The sequence below is a fragment of the Nitrosovibrio sp. Nv4 genome, from assembly GCF_900215485.1.
GTDB lineage: Bacteria > Pseudomonadota > Gammaproteobacteria > Burkholderiales > Nitrosomonadaceae > Nitrosospira.
Genome location: NZ_OCMZ01000002.1, coordinates 91972 through 108069 on the forward strand (window position 1 = coordinate 91972; position 16098 = coordinate 108069).

Annotated in this window: 20 protein-coding genes; 8 read left to right on the forward strand and 12 right to left on the reverse strand. The window is 51.9% G+C overall.

Annotated elements, in window-relative coordinates:
• Positions 1-152: 152 nt before the first annotated feature.
• Positions 153-1262: a sulfate ABC transporter substrate-binding protein gene (locus CRO05_RS08435; protein WP_097066813.1), complete on the forward strand. Its 1110-nt coding sequence runs from the start codon at positions 153-155 to the stop codon at positions 1260-1262.
• On the opposite strand, the gene CRO05_RS08440 is transcribed toward CRO05_RS08435, so the two are convergent.
• Complete coding sequence (locus tag CRO05_RS08440) at positions 1238-1594, reverse strand: hypothetical protein (protein ID WP_097066814.1); 357 nt, start codon at positions 1592-1594, stop codon at positions 1238-1240. The two genes, CRO05_RS08435 and CRO05_RS08440, sit on opposite strands and share 25 nt — an antisense overlap.
• 59 nt (positions 1595-1653) lie before the next feature.
• Here CRO05_RS08440 and CRO05_RS08445 point away from each other — a divergent pair, with 59 nt between their 5' ends.
• From CRO05_RS08445 to CRO05_RS08460, 5 genes are all read left to right on the forward strand, one after another.
• Positions 1654-2262, forward strand: a complete 609-nt coding sequence (locus tag CRO05_RS08445; protein WP_097066815.1) for a BON domain-containing protein — start codon at positions 1654-1656, stop codon at positions 2260-2262.
• 50 nt (positions 2263-2312) lie between these two features.
• Complete coding sequence (locus CRO05_RS08450) at positions 2313-2534, forward strand: CsbD family protein (RefSeq protein WP_097066816.1); 222 nt, start codon at positions 2313-2315, stop codon at positions 2532-2534.
• A gap of 67 nt (positions 2535-2601) precedes the next feature.
• Positions 2602-3015 carry a hypothetical protein gene (locus tag CRO05_RS08455; RefSeq protein WP_181319758.1) on the forward strand — a complete coding sequence of 138 codons (414 nt, stop codon included), beginning with the start codon at positions 2602-2604 and terminating at the stop codon, positions 3013-3015.
• A 121-nt stretch (positions 3016-3136) separates the two neighbouring features.
• A complete protein-coding gene (locus CRO05_RS15305) occupies positions 3137-3286 on the forward strand; it encodes a lmo0937 family membrane protein (protein WP_107758414.1) in 150 nt (49 codons plus the stop codon).
• A gap of 47 nt (positions 3287-3333) precedes the next feature.
• Positions 3334-3753, forward strand: coding sequence for a CBS domain-containing protein (locus tag CRO05_RS08460; RefSeq protein ID WP_097066817.1), 420 nt, complete (start codon positions 3334-3336; stop codon positions 3751-3753).
• Between the two features lie 43 nt (positions 3754-3796).
• Here the strand turns inward: CRO05_RS08460 and guaA are convergent, their stop codons facing one another.
• The 4 genes from guaA to CRO05_RS08480 all read right to left on the reverse strand — a co-directional run bounded on the left by guaA (position 3797) and on the right by CRO05_RS08480 (position 7859).
• Complete coding sequence (gene guaA / locus CRO05_RS08465) at positions 3797-5359, reverse strand: glutamine-hydrolyzing GMP synthase (protein ID WP_097067881.1); 1563 nt, start codon at positions 5357-5359, stop codon at positions 3797-3799.
• A 158-nt stretch (positions 5360-5517) separates the two neighbouring features.
• Complete coding sequence (gene guaB, locus CRO05_RS08470) at positions 5518-6978, reverse strand: IMP dehydrogenase (RefSeq protein WP_097066818.1); 1461 nt, start codon at positions 6976-6978, stop codon at positions 5518-5520.
• 142 nt (positions 6979-7120) lie between these two features.
• Complete coding sequence (locus CRO05_RS08475) at positions 7121-7435, reverse strand: RnfH family protein (RefSeq protein WP_097066819.1); 315 nt, start codon at positions 7433-7435, stop codon at positions 7121-7123.
• Positions 7422-7859, reverse strand: coding sequence for a type II toxin-antitoxin system RatA family toxin (locus tag CRO05_RS08480; RefSeq protein ID WP_090877405.1), 438 nt, complete (start codon positions 7857-7859; stop codon positions 7422-7424). The genes CRO05_RS08475 and CRO05_RS08480 overlap by 14 nt, the downstream gene beginning before the upstream one ends.
• Before the next feature lie 96 nt (positions 7860-7955).
• Between CRO05_RS08480 and smpB the strand changes: the two genes are divergently transcribed.
• Positions 7956-8399, forward strand: a complete 444-nt coding sequence (smpB, locus tag CRO05_RS08485) for an SsrA-binding protein SmpB (protein ID WP_097066820.1) — start codon at positions 7956-7958, stop codon at positions 8397-8399.
• Between the two features lie 86 nt (positions 8400-8485).
• The gene (locus tag CRO05_RS08490) at positions 8486-9499 is read left to right on the forward strand and encodes a COX15/CtaA family protein (protein ID WP_181319757.1); all 1014 of its coding nucleotides are present in this window, start codon (positions 8486-8488) and stop codon (positions 9497-9499) included.
• Positions 9500-9815: 316 nt separating this feature from the next.
• Here the strand turns inward: CRO05_RS08490 and ccmI are convergent, their stop codons facing one another.
• The 7 genes from ccmI to ccmC form a co-directional block, all read right to left on the reverse strand.
• Complete coding sequence (gene ccmI, locus CRO05_RS08495) at positions 9816-11132, reverse strand: c-type cytochrome biogenesis protein CcmI (RefSeq protein WP_097066822.1); 1317 nt, start codon at positions 11130-11132, stop codon at positions 9816-9818.
• Positions 11129-11599 (reverse strand): cytochrome c-type biogenesis protein, encoded by a 471-nt coding sequence (locus CRO05_RS08500; RefSeq protein WP_090879612.1) that lies wholly within the window; start codon positions 11597-11599, stop codon positions 11129-11131. Before CRO05_RS08500 ends, ccmI begins: the two co-directional genes overlap by 4 nt.
• Before the next feature lie 74 nt (positions 11600-11673).
• On the reverse strand, positions 11674-12198 hold the full coding sequence (locus CRO05_RS08505; protein WP_097066823.1) for a DsbE family thiol:disulfide interchange protein: 525 nt from the start codon (positions 12196-12198) through the stop codon (positions 11674-11676).
• Entirely contained in the window at positions 12195-14234 is a 2040-nt protein-coding gene (locus CRO05_RS08510) for a heme lyase CcmF/NrfE family subunit (protein ID WP_090877413.1), read from the reverse strand. Before CRO05_RS08510 ends, CRO05_RS08505 begins: the two co-directional genes overlap by 4 nt.
• Positions 14235-14341: 107 nt before the next feature.
• Complete coding sequence (gene ccmE, locus CRO05_RS08515) at positions 14342-14791, reverse strand: cytochrome c maturation protein CcmE (RefSeq protein WP_090877415.1); 450 nt, start codon at positions 14789-14791, stop codon at positions 14342-14344.
• On the reverse strand, positions 14788-14943 hold the full coding sequence (gene ccmD, locus CRO05_RS08520; protein ID WP_235001468.1) for a heme exporter protein CcmD: 156 nt from the start codon (positions 14941-14943) through the stop codon (positions 14788-14790). Before ccmD ends, ccmE begins: the two co-directional genes overlap by 4 nt.
• 29 nt (positions 14944-14972) lie before the next feature.
• The gene (gene ccmC / locus CRO05_RS08525) at positions 14973-15713 is read right to left on the reverse strand and encodes a heme ABC transporter permease CcmC (protein WP_097066824.1); all 741 of its coding nucleotides are present in this window, start codon (positions 15711-15713) and stop codon (positions 14973-14975) included.
• Positions 15714-16098: the final 385 nt, after the last annotated feature.

The following is a 16098-nucleotide window of genomic DNA, read 5'->3' on the forward strand; positions in this document are numbered from 1 at the left end:
CCGCGGGATTAGCCTTCCTTTTCTGCAGGTATCCGGCCCTCTTTATCCAGGAGACGCCATGAAACTACTCAATTTCTTCACGTTTATGCAATGCTGCTGAAATAAACGGATGTTAAATTTCTCTGGTGTTTATTATCCTGGAGGAAATAAAGATGCGTTCATATCGTTCCCGTCTTATTTTTGCAGTGGCGGCGATTCTGCTCAGTTTAGGTGCTGCATTCGCGGCGCTGCACGGTATCTCCGAGAGAGACAATTCCGATCCTACCCAAAAGATGTATGAAGATTTCAATAAAGCATTTGCCAGACACTGGAAAGCGCGGACAGGCGTCGAGGTCACGGTCAAACAAGCCAGAAGCAAATCGGGCGCGCCTATACGCGCCGCTGTGGATGGGCTTAATGTGGCAACGCTTGCCCTGTCGTATGATGTAGATGCGTTGAAAACAAATAGCAAGTTCACACTGCCTAATTGGCAGGAAGCCTTGCCGCAAAATACACCTTTTACTTCGACTATCGTATTTCTGGTGCGCAAGGGTAACCCGAAGAAACTAAGAGATTGGGACGACCTCGCGCGATCCGGGATCGAAGTGGTCACACCCAATCCGAAGACTTCCGACAGCGCACGCTGGAATTACCTGGCTGCGTGGGGCTACGCACTCAAACAACCAGGCGGCGATGAGGCAACTGCACTCGAATTCGTCAGAAAAGTGTTTGCTAACGTCAAGTCGCTCGATCCCGGGATGCGCAGATCGGTAAATGCTTTCGTCGAACGCGGTGTTGGCGACGTGCTGCTGGCTTGGGAAAACGAAGCGCATCTGATTGCCGAAGAAGGCGGCGATAAGTTCGAGGTGGTTACGCCCTCTCTGTCGATCCTGGCCGAACCCACGGTCAGTATAGTTAACGACGTCGCCGATCACACAGGTATGAGGGAGGTTGCCCGAGCCTATATTGATTACCTCTATACCACGAAAGCTCAGGATATCGCGGGCAAACATTATTATCGCCCTCGCGATGAGAGAGTTGCCGCCAAGTATGCGATGCAATTTCCCCCTATCGATTTATTCACGGTCGATGAAGTTTTTGGCGGCTGGAAGGAGGCCTACAACGCGCATTTCGGCAACGGCGGAGTATTCGACCAGATTCAGGGAAATCAGTCTGTTGCTTCGACTGCCACCAGCAATACTGAGCATGTTGAAAAATTGAGTAGATACGGTGTGAAATTTGCTGAGCTTCCTGAAATTTACGGATATTTCGATGTTTTCTGAATGGCCTCGAGGGAAAATAAATTGTAGCCGTTACCGCCAGTCTCGATAGATTTAGTCAGTCCCAGGCATCCTGCCCCCTTTTCCGCCCGTTCAGGGTTTTTCAGGTTTTTGTTCCCCCGTCCTTCAAACGTAGATGCAGCATAGGCCCTTTCAGGGCATCTATGCTGATGCAGCCCCGGTTTCCCCAATTGTGTCGCGATGCGCATGTCCAACTCCTCATAATTGATCAGATCGGGTCGGTCTATTTTTACAATTATGTGCGCCAGCGCACTGAGCCATTGCTTGAGAATCGCGATCATGAAACTGCGGATAGGGAGTGTGGAGCCGAGCATGAATTTGCTTGTGAGCCATCGGCAATTATTAATTCAAATCTACTGTGGAGAAAAATGGCATGAATATTCAAAATAAATTAGTAGTTCTGACCATCACCCTCATCGGCGCTTTGTCCATGGCTGGTTGCGGAAAAACAGAGGACAAGGGACCCAAGCCCGAGGCGGCGCCTGAGGTCAAAACCGAAACGGCGCCTGAGCCGAAAACCACTGTCGGAACCGATGTCGACGATAACGTCATTACAACCAAAGTAAAGTCCGCGCTACTTGCGGATGAGGAAGTCAAGGGTCTGGATGTCAAAGTTGAAACGCACAAGGGCGAAGTTCAACTTAGCGGTTATGTAGACACCCAGGCTCAGATCGATCGCGCCATAACGGTTACGCGCGGCGTTGAAGGTGTAAAAAACGTGGACAATAAAATGATGTTGAAGACGACCGATACCACGGTAGGTGAAAAGATAGATGATGGAATCATCACTACCAAGGTCAAAGCCGCACTGCTGGGGGATTCAGGTGTCGATGGCACCGATGTCGCCGTCGTAACACGCGATGGGGAGGTCCAGCTTAGCGGGTATGTGACAGACGCGGCTCAAATCGATCGGGCTGCAGAGGTTGCGCGAGGAGTAAAGGGTGTCAAGAATGTTGTCAATGAACTGAGCGTCAAGAAATAAAAACACGCTATTACTTACTTATTAACGTCTGACGCATAAGGAGCATTCAAATGAACTGGGACCAAATAGAGGGTAACTGGAAGCAATTCAAAGGTAAAGTGAAGGAACAATGGGGCAAACTGACCGACGATCATCTTGACACTATTGCAGGAAAACGAGATCAGCTTTCTGGAAAGATCCAGGAGTCGTATGGGATCACCAAGGAAGAAGCGGAGGAGCAGATTTCCGAGTGGGAAAGAAATCAGAAGGATGTATATCCTCCGAAGTATTGAAGCGGGAGCAGGCATAGCGAATTGCGGCATTTCGCCTAAGTGTCGGCCAAACCAATCAAGGAAAATCATGCGCAAATTGAGTGTAATTCAGATAGCAGCCGGGTTGGTGTTCAGTGCTGGCAGTGCCGGCGTAGTGGCCGAGCCTCAGATGCCATACGATATATATAGGGCTGATCTTGATCGAATTGAACGTGAATATAAGGTGGACAAGGAGCGCTGCGATTCGCTTGACGATAATGCCGAGGATATATGCCTTGCTGAAGCCAAGGGGAAGGAAGAAGTCGCGAAGGCTGATCTCGAAGCCAGGTACAAACCCTCCAGGAAAGCCCGCTACGAAGTAGATGCCGCAAAGGCGGAAGCAGACTTCAGGGTGGCAAAAGAGATATGTGATGATAAAGACGGGAACGCTAAAGATGTTTGCGTGGAAGAAGCAAAAGCTGCGAAAGCAGCTGCAATAGCCGATGCCAAGAGAGAGTACTAAGCAGCAAAAGCGGTCAGGATGCTACCCGGCGGAACCAATGCGATGTTCCTACATTCACCAGATCCAGCCAGGTCCCAGCCGAGCCGCTTGCCGATAAATTTTCACTATAAAGGAAATTATCATGCTTTATACAATCGCTGTCGTTTTGGTCATCCTGTGGTTATTAGGACTAGTGAGCTCGTATACCATGGGTGGTTTCATACATATTCTTCTGGTAATCGCTATCGTGGTTATTCTGCTTAGAGTGATTAGTGGTCGCAAACCGCTTTGATCACTTGGGGCGTGCGATAACAGGGAACTTTAGACAAGGAGGTTAAAGTGCAGAAAATCAGCGAGGTAATGAGCTCGGAAGTGCAGACCATCAGCCCCCTCGCCACGATCGAAGAAGCGGCGCAGGAAATGCGCGATGGCGATTTCGGGTTGTTACCTGTAGGCGAAGATGAACAATTACTCGGGGTGATAACTGATCGCGATATTGCCATCAGGGCGGTCGCGGAGGGTAAGGATTCCAGTACCCCGGTTGGGGATGTGATGTCCGAAGGGGTGATATGGGTGGACGAGAACGATTCTGTAGAAGATGCGGCTCAGATCATGAGCGATCACCAGATCCGGCGTCTGCCAGTTGTGGACGCAGATCAACGGCTAGTGGGTATTGTATCGCTGGGGGATTTTGCCGTCGAAGGTTCCGATATCGGGGTCGTGGCGGAAGCGCTCTCCGACATTTCAAGTCCGCCCTGAATTCTGTTCCAGGTTTAAAAGCATCCGGGAAAACCCGGATGCTTTATTCCCATTCAATCGTCGAGGGCGGCTTGCCCGAGATATCATAGACTACGCGGTTGATGCCGCGTACTTCGTTAACAATGCGGTTGGATATTCTGGCGAGCAGGGTGTAAGGAAGCTCGGCCCAGTGAGCCGTCATGAAGTCTTCGGTTTGCACCGCTCTTAACGCTACTACATAGTCGTAAGTACGTCCGTCGCCCATCACGCCCACTGATTTTACCGGAAGAAATACCGCAAAGGCCTGGGAGGTTTTTTCATACCAACCGGAGATACGCAGTTCTTCAATAAAAATTGCATCGGCACGGCGCAACAATTGAGCATATTCACGCTTCACCTCGCCCAGAATACGCACTCCCAGACCAGGCCCCGGAAAGGGATGGCGGAAGACCATGTCGTGCGGAAGACCGAGTGCCAGTCCCAGTTCCCGCACTTCATCCTTGAATAATTCCCGCAAAGGTTCCAGAAGTTTCAGATGCAGCGTGTCGGGCAATCCGCCAACATTATGATGCGATTTGATGGTGTGGGCTTTTTTCGTTTTCCCGCCGGCGGATTCGATTACGTCCGGATAAATCGTGCCTTGAGCGAGCCATCGGGCATTGGAGATTTTGGCCGCTTCACGCTGAAACACTTCGACGAATTCCCGACCGATGACGCGGCGCTTTATTTCCGGATCGGCAATTCCTTCCAGGTGCTTCAGAAACTCTCCGCCGGCATCGACGTGTATGACTTTTACACCCAGATTTCTGCTAAAGGCATCCATTACTTGCTCGGCTTCATTGAGCCGCAACAGACCATTGTCCACGAACACGCAGGTAAGCTGTTTATCGATAGCGCGATGAATCAATGCGGCCGCTACCGATGAATCGACGCCGCCAGACAGACCCAGAATAACTTCGTCGCGGCCCACTTCGGAACGGATTCTGCCGATCGCCTCTTCCAGATAATCGGGCATGTTCCAGTCGTAGCCTGCTCCGCAGATTTCATGCACGAAGCGTTCGATAATAGCCTTGCCTTGCAGGGTGTGTGTAACCTCCGGGTGGAATTGAATGCCGTAAAACTTGCGCCTCTCATCCGCTATGGCCGCCAGAGGCGTCGCGGCGTTACTTGCCATGACTTCAAAGCCGGGAGGAAGCGCCGTTACATTGTCGCCGTGGCTCATCCATACATCGAGAACCTGTTTGCCCGCTGCATCGGTGCGATCATCAATGTCTCGCAGCAGGGTAGTCTGAGCCCTGATTTGCAATTCCGCGTAACCGAATTCGCGCACTTTGGAATTTTCAACCGCCCCGCCCAATTGCGCTGCCATCGTTTGCATACCGTAGCAAATGCCCATTACTGGCACGCCCAACTCGAAGACGATTTGCGGCGCGCGCGGCGTTTTATCCTCTGCTACGGAAGCAGGGCCGCCGGAAAGAATAATACCCACGGGCGAGAAATCCATGACAGATTGCGAGCTGATATCGCATGGATGAATCTCGCAGTAGACGTTGTTTTCCCGGACTCGGCGGGCAATCAGCTGTGTATATTGGGAGCCAAAGTCGAGGATGAGTATTTTCTGATGCATGGTCAGTGCGTCGGCAATTTTGTGAATGACAGCTTCGAACAACAAGAAAGCGGGCGGGAATTAAAAAGAAGACTGAATCAATGTCGGGCCGTGCCTGGAGAGCGCGTTATTCGCATCATCGACGGCGAGTTTCTGGCGCGACGTATTCGTACCAGAAACTATTCCATGCGATAGTTTGGCGCTTCTTTAGTAATCTGCACGTTATGGACGTGAGATTCACGAATACCGGCAGAGGTGATTTCGATAAACTCGGCTTTAGCATGCATGTCGTCAATTGTTTCGCAGCCAAGATAGCCCATGCCCGAACGTACGCCGCCGATGAGCTGCTGAATAACGGCTGTAACGCTGCCTTTGAAAGGAACCCGCCCTTCCACGCCTTCCGGCACCAGTTTCCTGGCGTCCTGCTCGGCTTGCTGGAAATAGCGGTCGCTTGAACCTTGCTGCATTGCGGAAAGCGATCCCATTCCACGGTAGGTCTTATAGGAGCGTCCCTGAAATAGCTCGATTTCTCCAGGCGCTTCCTCGGTGCCAGCGAACAACCCCCCCAGCATCACGCAACTGGCTCCAGCCGCAATTGCCTTGGCAATATCGCCGGAATAGCGGATGCCACCATCGGAAATCAAGGGAACACCTGTATTTGCCAACGCGTCGGATACATTCCTGATTGCGGTAATCTGCGGAACCCCTACGCCCGCCACAACGCGGGTGGTGCAAATCGAACCAGGGCCTATTCCGACTTTAACGGCGTCTGCACCCTGGTCAACCAGCGCTTTGGCAGCCGCTGCAGTAGCAATATTGCCGCCAATAACCTGAATATGGGGAAACCGTTTTTTCACCCACTGTACTCGATCAAGCACGCTCTGGGAATGGCCGTGCGCGGTATCCACTACTATCACGTCCACGCCTGCTTCCGCTAGCGCTTCTGCGCGTTCGTCACTACCCTCGCCAACCCCGATTGCCGCTCCTACCCGTAAGCGCCCAAAATCGTCCTTGCATGCATTTGGGTGCTCCGATGTCTTTATAATATCTTTCACGGTAATCAACCCGCGCAACTCGAAATCTCCATTCACCACCAGCACGCGTTCCAGCCGGTATTTGTGCAACAGAGTCATTGCTTCCTCACGGCTGGCCCCTTCATTTACGGTGATCAACCGCTCTTTGAGCGTCATGATATTTTTGATGGGTTGATCCAGATTGGTTTCGAAGCGGAGATCGCGATTGGTGACGATACCGACGACTTTTGAACCCTCCACTACCGGCAAGCCGGATATTTTGTATTTATGGATGAGATTGAGTACGTCGCGCACTGTCATGTCTGGCGGGATGGTGATCGGGTCTTTCACGACACCGCTCTCGAATCGCTTGACGTTCGCTACATGGGCTGCCTGCGATTCTGCCGGCATATTCTTGTGGATGATGCCTATGCCGCCTTCCTGAGCGAGTGCAATAGCAAGCGGCGCCTCCGTGACCGTATCCATGGCGGCGGAAACCAGCGGTATGTTCAGAGAAATTTCGCGAGTGAGCCGCGTAGTCAGATTGACGTTGCGCGGCAGGACTACGGAGTGGGCAGGAAGCAGCAAAACATCGTCAAAGGTTAGAGCTTTCTCAACCAGTCGCATGATATTGATCCTTCACAAAGCGGCATTATAGCGAAACCCGGAGATTGCGGGGGGACAAACCACAGGAATCGGGCGTATTGATCGCGGACAATTATGTCGAAAACATCTGTCTTCGCGGCGCGGGCGATGACGGATTTGCGGTTTATTCTCCGGCCTTCCGCGTTGAGCTGGATTCTTTCGCCCGTTTTCTGCGGCTTTCCTTCGGATCAACGATTAAAGGTCGATAGATTTCGACGCGATCGCGATCTCGCAGGACCATGCCAGGCTTGACTGACTTGCCAAAAATGCCCAGCTTGTTGCGGGAAAGGTCAATTTCCGGAAAAAGATCGATAATTCCGGAAAACAGCACAGCCTGCTCTGCTGTTGTTCCTGGCGGCACGCTCAGCCGCCGCATAACCTGGTTCTCCGGCAAAGCGTACGCTACTTCGATCTCAACTTTTCGTTCAGGAGCTTCCATAAACTTCTTCCGCACGTTCAATGAACGCTTCCACAAAGCTATTCGCTATCATGAAAAATACCGGACCCACAAGCTTTTCGAGAAACAGGTGCGCGAACGTGTAATGCAATCGAAATTCTATTTTGCAGGCATTTTCCGCCAGAGGTATGAAGCGCCAGTGACCGTCAAGGTTCTTGAACGGTCCATTCAGCAGGGTCATGGTAATCAATTCCGGCGGCTGCCTGATATTCTCGGTAGTGAAACTGTGCTTGATGTGGTGATAGTCGATCTGGACTGTCGCGTGGGTAACCGACTCATTCTGTGGAACGACGGACGAACCTCCACACCAAGGCAAAAACTTGGGATAGTCTTCTACTGCGTCCACTAGCGCAAACATACGGCTCGCAGAATAACCGATCAGCACCGATTTCTCGATTTCAGCCATAAGATAGAGATAAACCGCCCTGATCCAACGAGACCCTATTGAAAGCTGTTAAAATACACCAAACCCGCTTGGAACTCACCCTTTTTCTTCCTTTACATGAGTATTATCCAGAATAAAAAAGCTTTTTACGATTATTTTATCGAGGAGAAATATGAAACTGGCGTAGTTTTCGAGGGTTGGGAGGTCAAGGCTATTCGCGCGGGGCGGGTGCAGTTAAAAGAAGCTTATGTCGTTTTGCGCAACGGGGAACTGTTCCTCATCGGCTGTCATATCAGCCCTTTGTTAGCGGCCTCGACCCATATCCAGCCGGATCCGGTGCGTACCCGAAAGCTGCTGCTACACGCCGAGGAAATTAAACGGCTCATCGGCAAGGTGGAGCGCGCCGGCTACACGCTGGTACCTTTGGATATGCACTATAAAGCGGGCAAAATCAAACTTGAAATCGGTCTTGCCAAAGGCAAGAAGCAGCATGACAAACGCGAATCCGAAAAACAGAAGGAATGGACACGCGACAAGCAGCGATTGATGCGCGCCAAATAAATCCTGATGCCCCTTAAATTAAATTATTAGCCATGCAACTTGCTCAGACATCGTTAATTCCGCCCAAAACCGATTACCATTTCGCCATGCAAAAACCCATCGCCATCTGGCTGCTTGCTTGCTGTGCGCTGGTATTTGCCATGGTGGTTGTCGGCGGCGTCACCCGGCTTACCCATTCGGGATTGTCCATTGTCGAATGGCAGCCCATCGTTGGCACCATGCCCCCGCTCAGTCAAAGTGATTGGGACGAACTTTTTGAAAAATATCATCAGACGCCTCAGTATAAAAAGATCAATCTCGGCATGAGCCTGGATGAATTCAAAAGCATTTTCTGGTGGGAATATTTCCACCGGTTGCTGGGGCGTGTCATCGGACTGGCTTTTTTTATTCCCTTCTTGTATTTCATTGCAAAAAAGGCAATAGACCGGCCATTGGGCCTCAAACTAGCCGGAATCTTCTTGTTGGGTGGGTTGCAGGGAGGGATGGGGTGGTACATGGTAAAAAGCGGACTGGTAGATAATCCGCACGTCAGTCAATACCGCCTCACCGCCCATTTGGGACTTGCCTTCGCTATTTATGCCGCCATGTTTTGGGTGGCGATGGATCTGCTCTACCCCAGCGGCATATCGCTTGCGAACAGCGGGCTACGCAGTTTACGCCGTTTTTCGATCGCACTGACCTCGCTGATATTCGTAATGATCCTATCCGGAGGGTTTGTGGCCGGTATCCAGGCGGGCCTGGCCTACAACACTTTTCCTCTGATGGATGGTCACATCGTCCCGCCGGAATTATTCATGCTGGAACCATGGTACCGAAATTTCTTCGACAATATGACGACGGTGCAATTCGATCATCGCCTTATTGCCTGGACGCTCGCGATTCTAGTACCGATTTTCTGGTATAAGTCCAGAAGCCTGCCGCTTGATGGTTCAGCTCGTCTTGCATGCAGTCTGCTACTGATCATGCTGGCAGTACAGATAAGTCTGGGTATTTCCACCTTGCTGCTCGTCGTTCCGCTGAAGCTGGCGGCAGCTCACCAAGCGGGAGCGGTGTTGCTGTTTACCGCCGCCCTGTGGGTCAATCACCGGTTACGCAGCTAAGTCGGGAACAGGCCTGGTATTTTGTGGCACAACGCGTATGGGGCGAACGGGGGGCGCATGCTCATTGCCATACTATCCGGTTACAAACGACGCGCCAATTCCTGACTTCAATCCCTGTGCGAGTTCCATGAAGGGTCTACCGACGATCCGGACTGCAATACTGGCGCCGGCTGCTGGGCTGGAAGCAGACCAACCTAAGCGGTAGTTAACTTTCGGAGTCGGGAAGGCCGAAGATGAGCGTTTCAGCAGCGACGAGCTGCTGGAAAAACTTTGGTACGGTTCTTCCAAATTCTGCCTGCTTCAAACAACTATCTGTCTACGGCAGTTGCTGGTCAATTACAAAATTAATACCCTTGCTGCCAATCCTGATGGGTTCGCTGAAACCCTGTAGATCACCGCTTTGTGGCATAGGAGATCCGGATTTAGAGATTCTGGCGCCCACCACTACCTCATTGGGAAAAGTGGATAGCTGGACGCCAGACCTGGCCATGGAGTCATTCAGCGAAAAGGATGCAGGTAAATCCTTGACTTGCAGGCGCAGCGTCGCCAGTGGTGCTTTTGGACCGGTTTTAGCGCGGGCAAAAATATACAAACTGTCATTGGGAGATGCCTTGCCAGCCAAGGCGGGGCTTAATGTCACCGTACCGGAAAGCGAGCCTGATGTGGCAGCGCCAGCCGCCGCCACCGACTCCGGTTTGCTCTCTCCAGGAGGGGGCGCCTGACTGCCCGGCGACCGATCCTGCGCTCTTGCAACTAAACTACCTTTTCCTGTCGCCAGAGATTTTGCTTCCGCAATACTGTTGTTGACAGATTGCATCAGCTCGGCCTCTGACGGCGGGATAAGCGCCAGTAATTTTTCCCAGTAGGCGGCCGCCTCTTTGTATTTTTTCTGCTCAAATTCGGCGGTGCCCGCCAGTGCCAGCGCCTTGGGATTGCTGGGATCGAGGCGCAGTGCCTTGTTGATCAGCTCCAAAGGTTTCCCCAGCAGACTGCCGTTGTTCGTCATCGCAACAATATCGGCATAATCGGTAAGGAATTCCGGATTATCAGGGGACAAGGCAAGCACTTTTTCGTAAGCATCCTTTGCTTCGTTGAAACGTTGCATCATTGCGTAGGTACGACCCAGCATGAGCCAGCCTTCTACATCATCGGGCTGCTCCTGGAGGCGTGCAGTCAGGTTTTCCAGCACGGACGAAATGTTTGCGTGACTGCCATCGTCCGTTGCGCCAGCCATCGGCATCTGCTCCATGGCAGGTTGTGGCAGCAACGCTTTCGTATTGCCAAGCCAGAGATAGAGTGATATTGCCAGAAGCGGTACTATCAGAGTTGTCAATGTTATGGTCGCAACATTGCGGTTGCCGCCCATAATTGCCGCAGTCATGGTTTCTCCTTCGGGTATGTCCTGCAGCATCCGGTGCTGTAATTCCCGCTTGCTTTGTTCGTATTGCTCGCGAGTCAGAACGTCGTTGAGGAAATCGCTATCGAGTTCGGCCAGTTGATCGCGATAGATGCTGATATTGGTCGCATCGCGCTCGACACCCTCTTGACGATTCTTTTTACTCCACAATGTCGGGAGGACGAACAGCAACGCACCGACAATAAATATGCCGGCTACCACCCAGAATGACGTCATGCGTTGTTACCCTTGCTTTCCTTTAGCAGGGCTTCAGCCTGCTTGCGCTGCTGCTCGGATAGCATTGGTTCTTCAGTCTGGCTACGACGGCGTTTGAGGTAAACAACCAGTATTACTGCCCCCATTATCAGAAAAATGAAAGGACCGAACCACAGGAAGATTGTCGTAGGCTTGACCGGCGGGTTATAGAGCACAAAATCCCCATAACGCGCTACCAAAAAATCAACAATTTCCTTATCACTTTTGTTAGCCCGCATCTGTTCGCGGATTTCACGTCTCAAGTCGTTGGCAAAATCTGCTCGAGAACCGGCCAGCGATTCGTTCTGGCATACGAGGCAGCGTAAATCTTCCGACAACGCAATCATGCGTCTTTCGATTTCGGGATCCTCGGCCACCGGCGCAGCTTCCTTAGCCCATCCAGGGGATAGCAAAAGCATCAAGGCGAGCATCAGGATTATTTTCCCCATGCAAAAAAAATGTTCTCGCATAATGAAGCGCGTGTGCGCGGAAACAGGATTCACTGATGGAAATAAAAGCGCTGTCATCCCTGCAACTCCTTCACCAGCGGCAAAATTTTTGACTCCAGTGCTTCCACTGTGACAGGACCTATCTGTTTGTATCGGATCACCCCGTTCTTGTCGATAACATAAGTTTCCGGCACGCCATAGACGCCATATTCTATGCCGGTCCTACCTTCCGGGTCTCGGACACTGACGGTATATGGATCTCCGAACTGCCTCAGCCATTGCAAAGCCAGGTCCCGCTCATCCTTATAGTTGAGGCCGTAGACGGGGACTATTCCGGACTTGGCCAGCTCAACCAGTATGGGGTGCTCTTCGCGGCAGGAAACACACCATGAAGCCCAGACATTCAGCAGCCATACCTTGCCTAGATTATCTTTCGACGTAAGCGTTTTTTCCGATTCATGCAGCTGTTCCAGCTGGAAAACGGGGGCAGGCTTGCCGATTAACGGTGAAGGGACCTGCCGGGGATTGAGATTCAGACCTACCAGCAGAAAACCGACAAGCACGATGAATGCCGCCAATGGCAGCAGGAAACGCGTCATGCCTTCTTGCTCCTCGCAATCATGGGCGCAGCCGGAGCCTTCTTGCCAGCGGGGATTTTCTTGCCGCTAGCTTTTCTGTCATCGGCAGGTTCACGTTCCTCGCGTGGCGATAGACGATAACGCCTGTCAGTTACGGCCAGCGCGCCTCCAAAGGCCATCAGCAAGCACCCAAACCAGATCCAGTCGACGAATGGCTTATGGTAAACCCGTACCACCCATGCTCCGTTCTCAAGCGGTTCGCCCAAGGCAACATACAGGTCGCGCAGGAAACCGGTATCGATCGCAGCTTCCGTCATAGCCATTCCAGAGGCGTTGTAAACCCGTTTTTCAGGTTCCATGACGCCAACTTTTTCGCCGTTCCGCAGGACATCCACATTGCCGATATCGGCAATGTAATTGGGGCCCGGCGCCTTTTTAGCGCCATTGAAGCGGAATGTGTAGCCACCGACCTCCACCGTTTCGCCAATTGCCATGCGCACATCTTTTTCGGTTTCATAACCACCGACCAGCGTTACACCGATAACGAAGACCGCTATACCCAGATGCGCAAAATGCATGCCGTAGTAGCTACGCGATTGTGCGGCAAGTTTTGCGAATAAACCTATCTTGCCACTGCTCCGTAATCGGTGCGTCAGGCTGACGGCTATGGTGGAAATTACCCAGAAAGCGAGCAGCAAACCGAAACTTACGAAAGGTTTCCATTCACCCATGACAAACGGCATCAGCAGGGCGGTGACGAGACTCACGGCAAAAGCCCAGCGCAAGCGTATTGCGAGTTCAGGTATGCTTGCCTGTTTCCAGCGCGCAAGGGGACCAACACCCATCAAAAATATTGCGGGCGTCATCAATGGCACGAATACGGCTTCGAAATAGGGAGGCCCGACCGATATTTTTCCGAGCTCAAGCGCATCCATGATCAGCGGATAAAGCGTACCCAGCAGAATGCTGCCCGCCGCGACCATCATCAATAGATTATTGCCAAGCAGCATCGATTCTCTCGAAACCAGTTCAAATTTGCCACCCAGGCCAATTTTTGGTGCGCGCCAGGCAAAAAGCAGCAGGGAACTCCCTATGACGATAACCAGAAAGGCGAGGATGAATATGCCGCGCTTGGGATCCGTTGCAAAAGCATGCACCGAAGTCAATACCCCCGAGCGAACCAGGAATGTACCGAGGAGGCTCAAGGAAAACGCACATATTGCCAGGAGCACCGTCCAGCTCTTGAAGCCTCCCCGTTTTTCGGTTACTGCAAGGGAGTGAACCAGCGCCGTTCCCACCAGCCATGGCATGAACGAGGCGTTTTCAACGGGATCCCAGAACCACCAGCCGCCCCATCCGAGTTCATAATAGGCCCACCAGCTTCCCAGCATGATACCGATGGTGAGAAACAACCATGCGACCGTCGTCCATGGACGTGACCAACGCGCCCAGGTTGCGTCCATTTGTCCACTTAACAGCGCGGAAATAGCGAAGGCGAATGCGACTGAAAAGCCTACGTAACCCATATAAAGCATAGGTGGATGGACAACCATGCCCGGGTCCTGCAGCAACGGGTTAAGATCGCTTCCTTCCATTGCGCCCGGCAGCATTCGTTCGAAAGGGTTGGAAGTGAAAAGCATGAATAAAATAAAACCAACGCTCACCAGGCCCATAACGCCTAGCACCCGCGCCACCATGTCGTTAGGCAAATGGCGGCTGAAGACACTGACTGCAACCGACCAGCTCGCCAGCATCAATGTCCACAGCAACAAGGAGCCTTCATGCGAACCCCAGGTGGCCGCAAACCGATACTCCACCGGCAATTTCGAATTGGAGTTTTGCGCGACATTTATTACCGAGAAGTCGCTGGTGACGAATGAATAGGCCAGACAGAAAAATGCGATGACGACAAATACAAACTGTCCCTGAACTACCGGACGCGCGAGCGCAATCCAGGAGGGTATGCCACGGGCGGCACCAATAATGGGCAGGGTACCTTGTATAAGTGCCAGCAGAAGGGCGAGTATCAGAGCGAAATTACCAAGTTCTGGGATCATGGTCGGGGCTATGAGTTATGGATTGAAAATAGAAAATGTGGCCAGGATTGGGCCAGGTTTGAAAGGTTTCCGGTCCTGCCAAACCTCCGCCCACAATATTATTCGTGCTATTGCACCAGCACCGTTTTACGTGCCTTATCCGCCTGGTCCAACGCGTCCGCGGCTTCCGGCGGCATGTAATTTTCATCGTGTTTTGCGAGTACCTCGTCTGCGCGGAAAACGCCATCCTGCGCCAGTTTTCCCTGAGCTACCACACCTTTGCCTTCCTTGAACAAATCGGGAAGAATGCCTGTATACACTACCGGAATAACTTTTGCGGTATCCGTCACCACGAAATTCACTGTCACGCCATCGTTCTGACGCTTGACGCTGCCTTCTTCCACGAGGCCGCCGATACGAAAGCTCTTGCCCATGGGAGCTTCCTTGTTGGCTACCTGGGTAGGGCTGAAGAAAAATACCAGATTGCTCTGGAATGCATTCAAAACCAGTATGGAAGCAACGCCCAATGCGGTTACGCTTGAGGCGATGATTGCCAGTTTTTTATGACGTGGTTTCATTTCTCTTCTCTTGGTTGTTTAGTTGACTGATGAATCAGACTGAGATGTCTGAGCAAAGTTCGCTTGCGGTTGAAAACCAGAAAAATTTCTCCGGCCAGGCAGAGAAGTGCTACCAGATAGGATCCCCATACGTAGAATCCGTATCCGCCCATGTCCAGAAATTCCGATAGACCACCCCAGTTCACTGTACGGCCCCCTGTAACTCGCCCACCCACGCGGTGTGGCGCTCACGTTCCAGGATAATGGCCCGTGTGCGTATCAGTATCACGGCGATTGCGTACATCCAGCATGCGATGGACATGATCAGCATGCCTGTCAGCATGGTGGATGCCATTTTCGGTGATTGGGTCAGGCTGACGGAAGCTCCCTGGTGCAGCGTATTCCACCATTTCACAGAGAAATATATGATCGGTACGTTCACTACCCCAACGAGAGCGATCATTGCGCCTGCCTTGTCGGCGCGGCGTGGGTCATCTATTGCCGCCTGCAGCGACATGAAGCCGATATAGAGGAACAGCAGGATCAATTCGGATGTGAGCCGTGCATCCCATACCCACCAGGTTCCCCACATGGGCTTGCCCCATAGCGCGCCCGTCCATAAGGCAAGAAAGGTAAACATTGCTCCTGTCGGCGCAATGGCTGTGGCCACCATGGAGGAAAGGCGGGTGTTGAACGCCAGGCCGATACCGGACCACATCGCCATTATCACGTAGAGAAACATGGATAGCCAGGCGGCAGGGACGTGAATGAAAATAATGCGATAAGCTTCACCCTGCTGAAAATCAGTGGGCGCTACAAAGAAACCGACATAAAGCCCTGCCACGAATAATATGGCCGCAGCGATGGAAAAAAACGGGATCATTTTGCCGGCAAGGAAGTAGAAACTTGACGGAGAGGAATATTTAAACCAGTTAATCGCCATATGGAAAAATACCGAGTTCCTGTTTGAGGTGTTTGTTTTTGCGCCTCAAGTGTTGCGCCTCAAGTGCTTAACTGCAAATTTTAACCTAAAAACCTTAAATTCAGAATTGGTTTCTTTGGAAAGCTCTGAATAAGTCTCGAGTTTGGCAGCTGGGCCGCGACCGGTCTTGAATCGGAGTGGGATGACATCACAGGAGAACGGGCAACTGTAGGACGTGGGCAAGTATCATGGATTTGGCAATAAACGGTGGCTTCCTTCGTTGCCACAATCAACTTCGGCTGAGCGCTTTGGCGTAACGTGTGTGGACAGCCAAGTTTTTACCTTCGTCATGCGTTTTATGCCCACCCTCATTTTGCTGCGCTCGGTGATCAAAATGAAAGACTTG

What these genes read in the sequence shown, in the direction of transcription:
- CRO05_RS08435 (WP_097066813.1), top strand. Translation starts at nt 153, where the DNA reads ATGCGTTCATATCGTTCCCGTCTTATTTTTGCAGTGGCGGCGATTCTG.
- CRO05_RS08480 (WP_090877405.1), bottom strand. Translation starts at nt 7,859, where the DNA reads ATGGCTGAAATCGAGAAATCGGTGCTGATCGGTTATTCTGCGAGCCGT.
- CRO05_RS08450 (WP_097066816.1), top strand. Translation starts at nt 2,313, where the DNA reads ATGAACTGGGACCAAATAGAGGGTAACTGGAAGCAATTCAAAGGTAAA.
- ccmE (WP_090877415.1), bottom strand. Translation starts at nt 14,791, where the DNA reads ATGAAACCACGTCATAAAAAACTGGCAATCATCGCCTCAAGCGTAACC.
- CRO05_RS08500 (WP_090879612.1), bottom strand. Translation starts at nt 11,599, where the DNA reads ATGGGGAAAATAATCCTGATGCTCGCCTTGATGCTTTTGCTATCCCCT.
- guaB (WP_097066818.1), bottom strand. Translation starts at nt 6,978, where the DNA reads ATGCGACTGGTTGAGAAAGCTCTAACCTTTGACGATGTTTTGCTGCTT.
- CRO05_RS08475 (WP_097066819.1), bottom strand. Translation starts at nt 7,435, where the DNA reads ATGGAAGCTCCTGAACGAAAAGTTGAGATCGAAGTAGCGTACGCTTTG.
- CRO05_RS08440 (WP_097066814.1), bottom strand. Translation starts at nt 1,594, where the DNA reads ATGCTCGGCTCCACACTCCCTATCCGCAGTTTCATGATCGCGATTCTC.
- CRO05_RS15305 (WP_107758414.1), top strand. Translation starts at nt 3,137, where the DNA reads ATGCTTTATACAATCGCTGTCGTTTTGGTCATCCTGTGGTTATTAGGA.
- CRO05_RS08455 (WP_181319758.1), top strand. Translation starts at nt 2,602, where the DNA reads ATGCGCAAATTGAGTGTAATTCAGATAGCAGCCGGGTTGGTGTTCAGT.
- ccmI (WP_097066822.1), bottom strand. Translation starts at nt 11,132, where the DNA reads ATGACGTCATTCTGGGTGGTAGCCGGCATATTTATTGTCGGTGCGTTG.
- ccmC (WP_097066824.1), bottom strand. Translation starts at nt 15,713, where the DNA reads ATGGCGATTAACTGGTTTAAATATTCCTCTCCGTCAAGTTTCTACTTC.
- guaA (WP_097067881.1), bottom strand. Translation starts at nt 5,359, where the DNA reads ATGCATCAGAAAATACTCATCCTCGACTTTGGCTCCCAATATACACAG.
- CRO05_RS08505 (WP_097066823.1), bottom strand. Translation starts at nt 12,198, where the DNA reads ATGACGCGTTTCCTGCTGCCATTGGCGGCATTCATCGTGCTTGTCGGT.
- smpB (WP_097066820.1), top strand. Translation starts at nt 7,956, where the DNA reads ATGAGTATTATCCAGAATAAAAAAGCTTTTTACGATTATTTTATCGAG.
- CRO05_RS08490 (WP_181319757.1), top strand. Translation starts at nt 8,486, where the DNA reads ATGCAAAAACCCATCGCCATCTGGCTGCTTGCTTGCTGTGCGCTGGTA.
- CRO05_RS08510 (WP_090877413.1), bottom strand. Translation starts at nt 14,234, where the DNA reads ATGATCCCAGAACTTGGTAATTTCGCTCTGATACTCGCCCTTCTGCTG.
- ccmD (WP_235001468.1), bottom strand. Translation starts at nt 14,943, where the DNA reads ATGGGCGGATACGGATTCTACGTATGGGGATCCTATCTGGTAGCACTT.
- CRO05_RS08445 (WP_097066815.1), top strand. Translation starts at nt 1,654, where the DNA reads ATGAATATTCAAAATAAATTAGTAGTTCTGACCATCACCCTCATCGGC.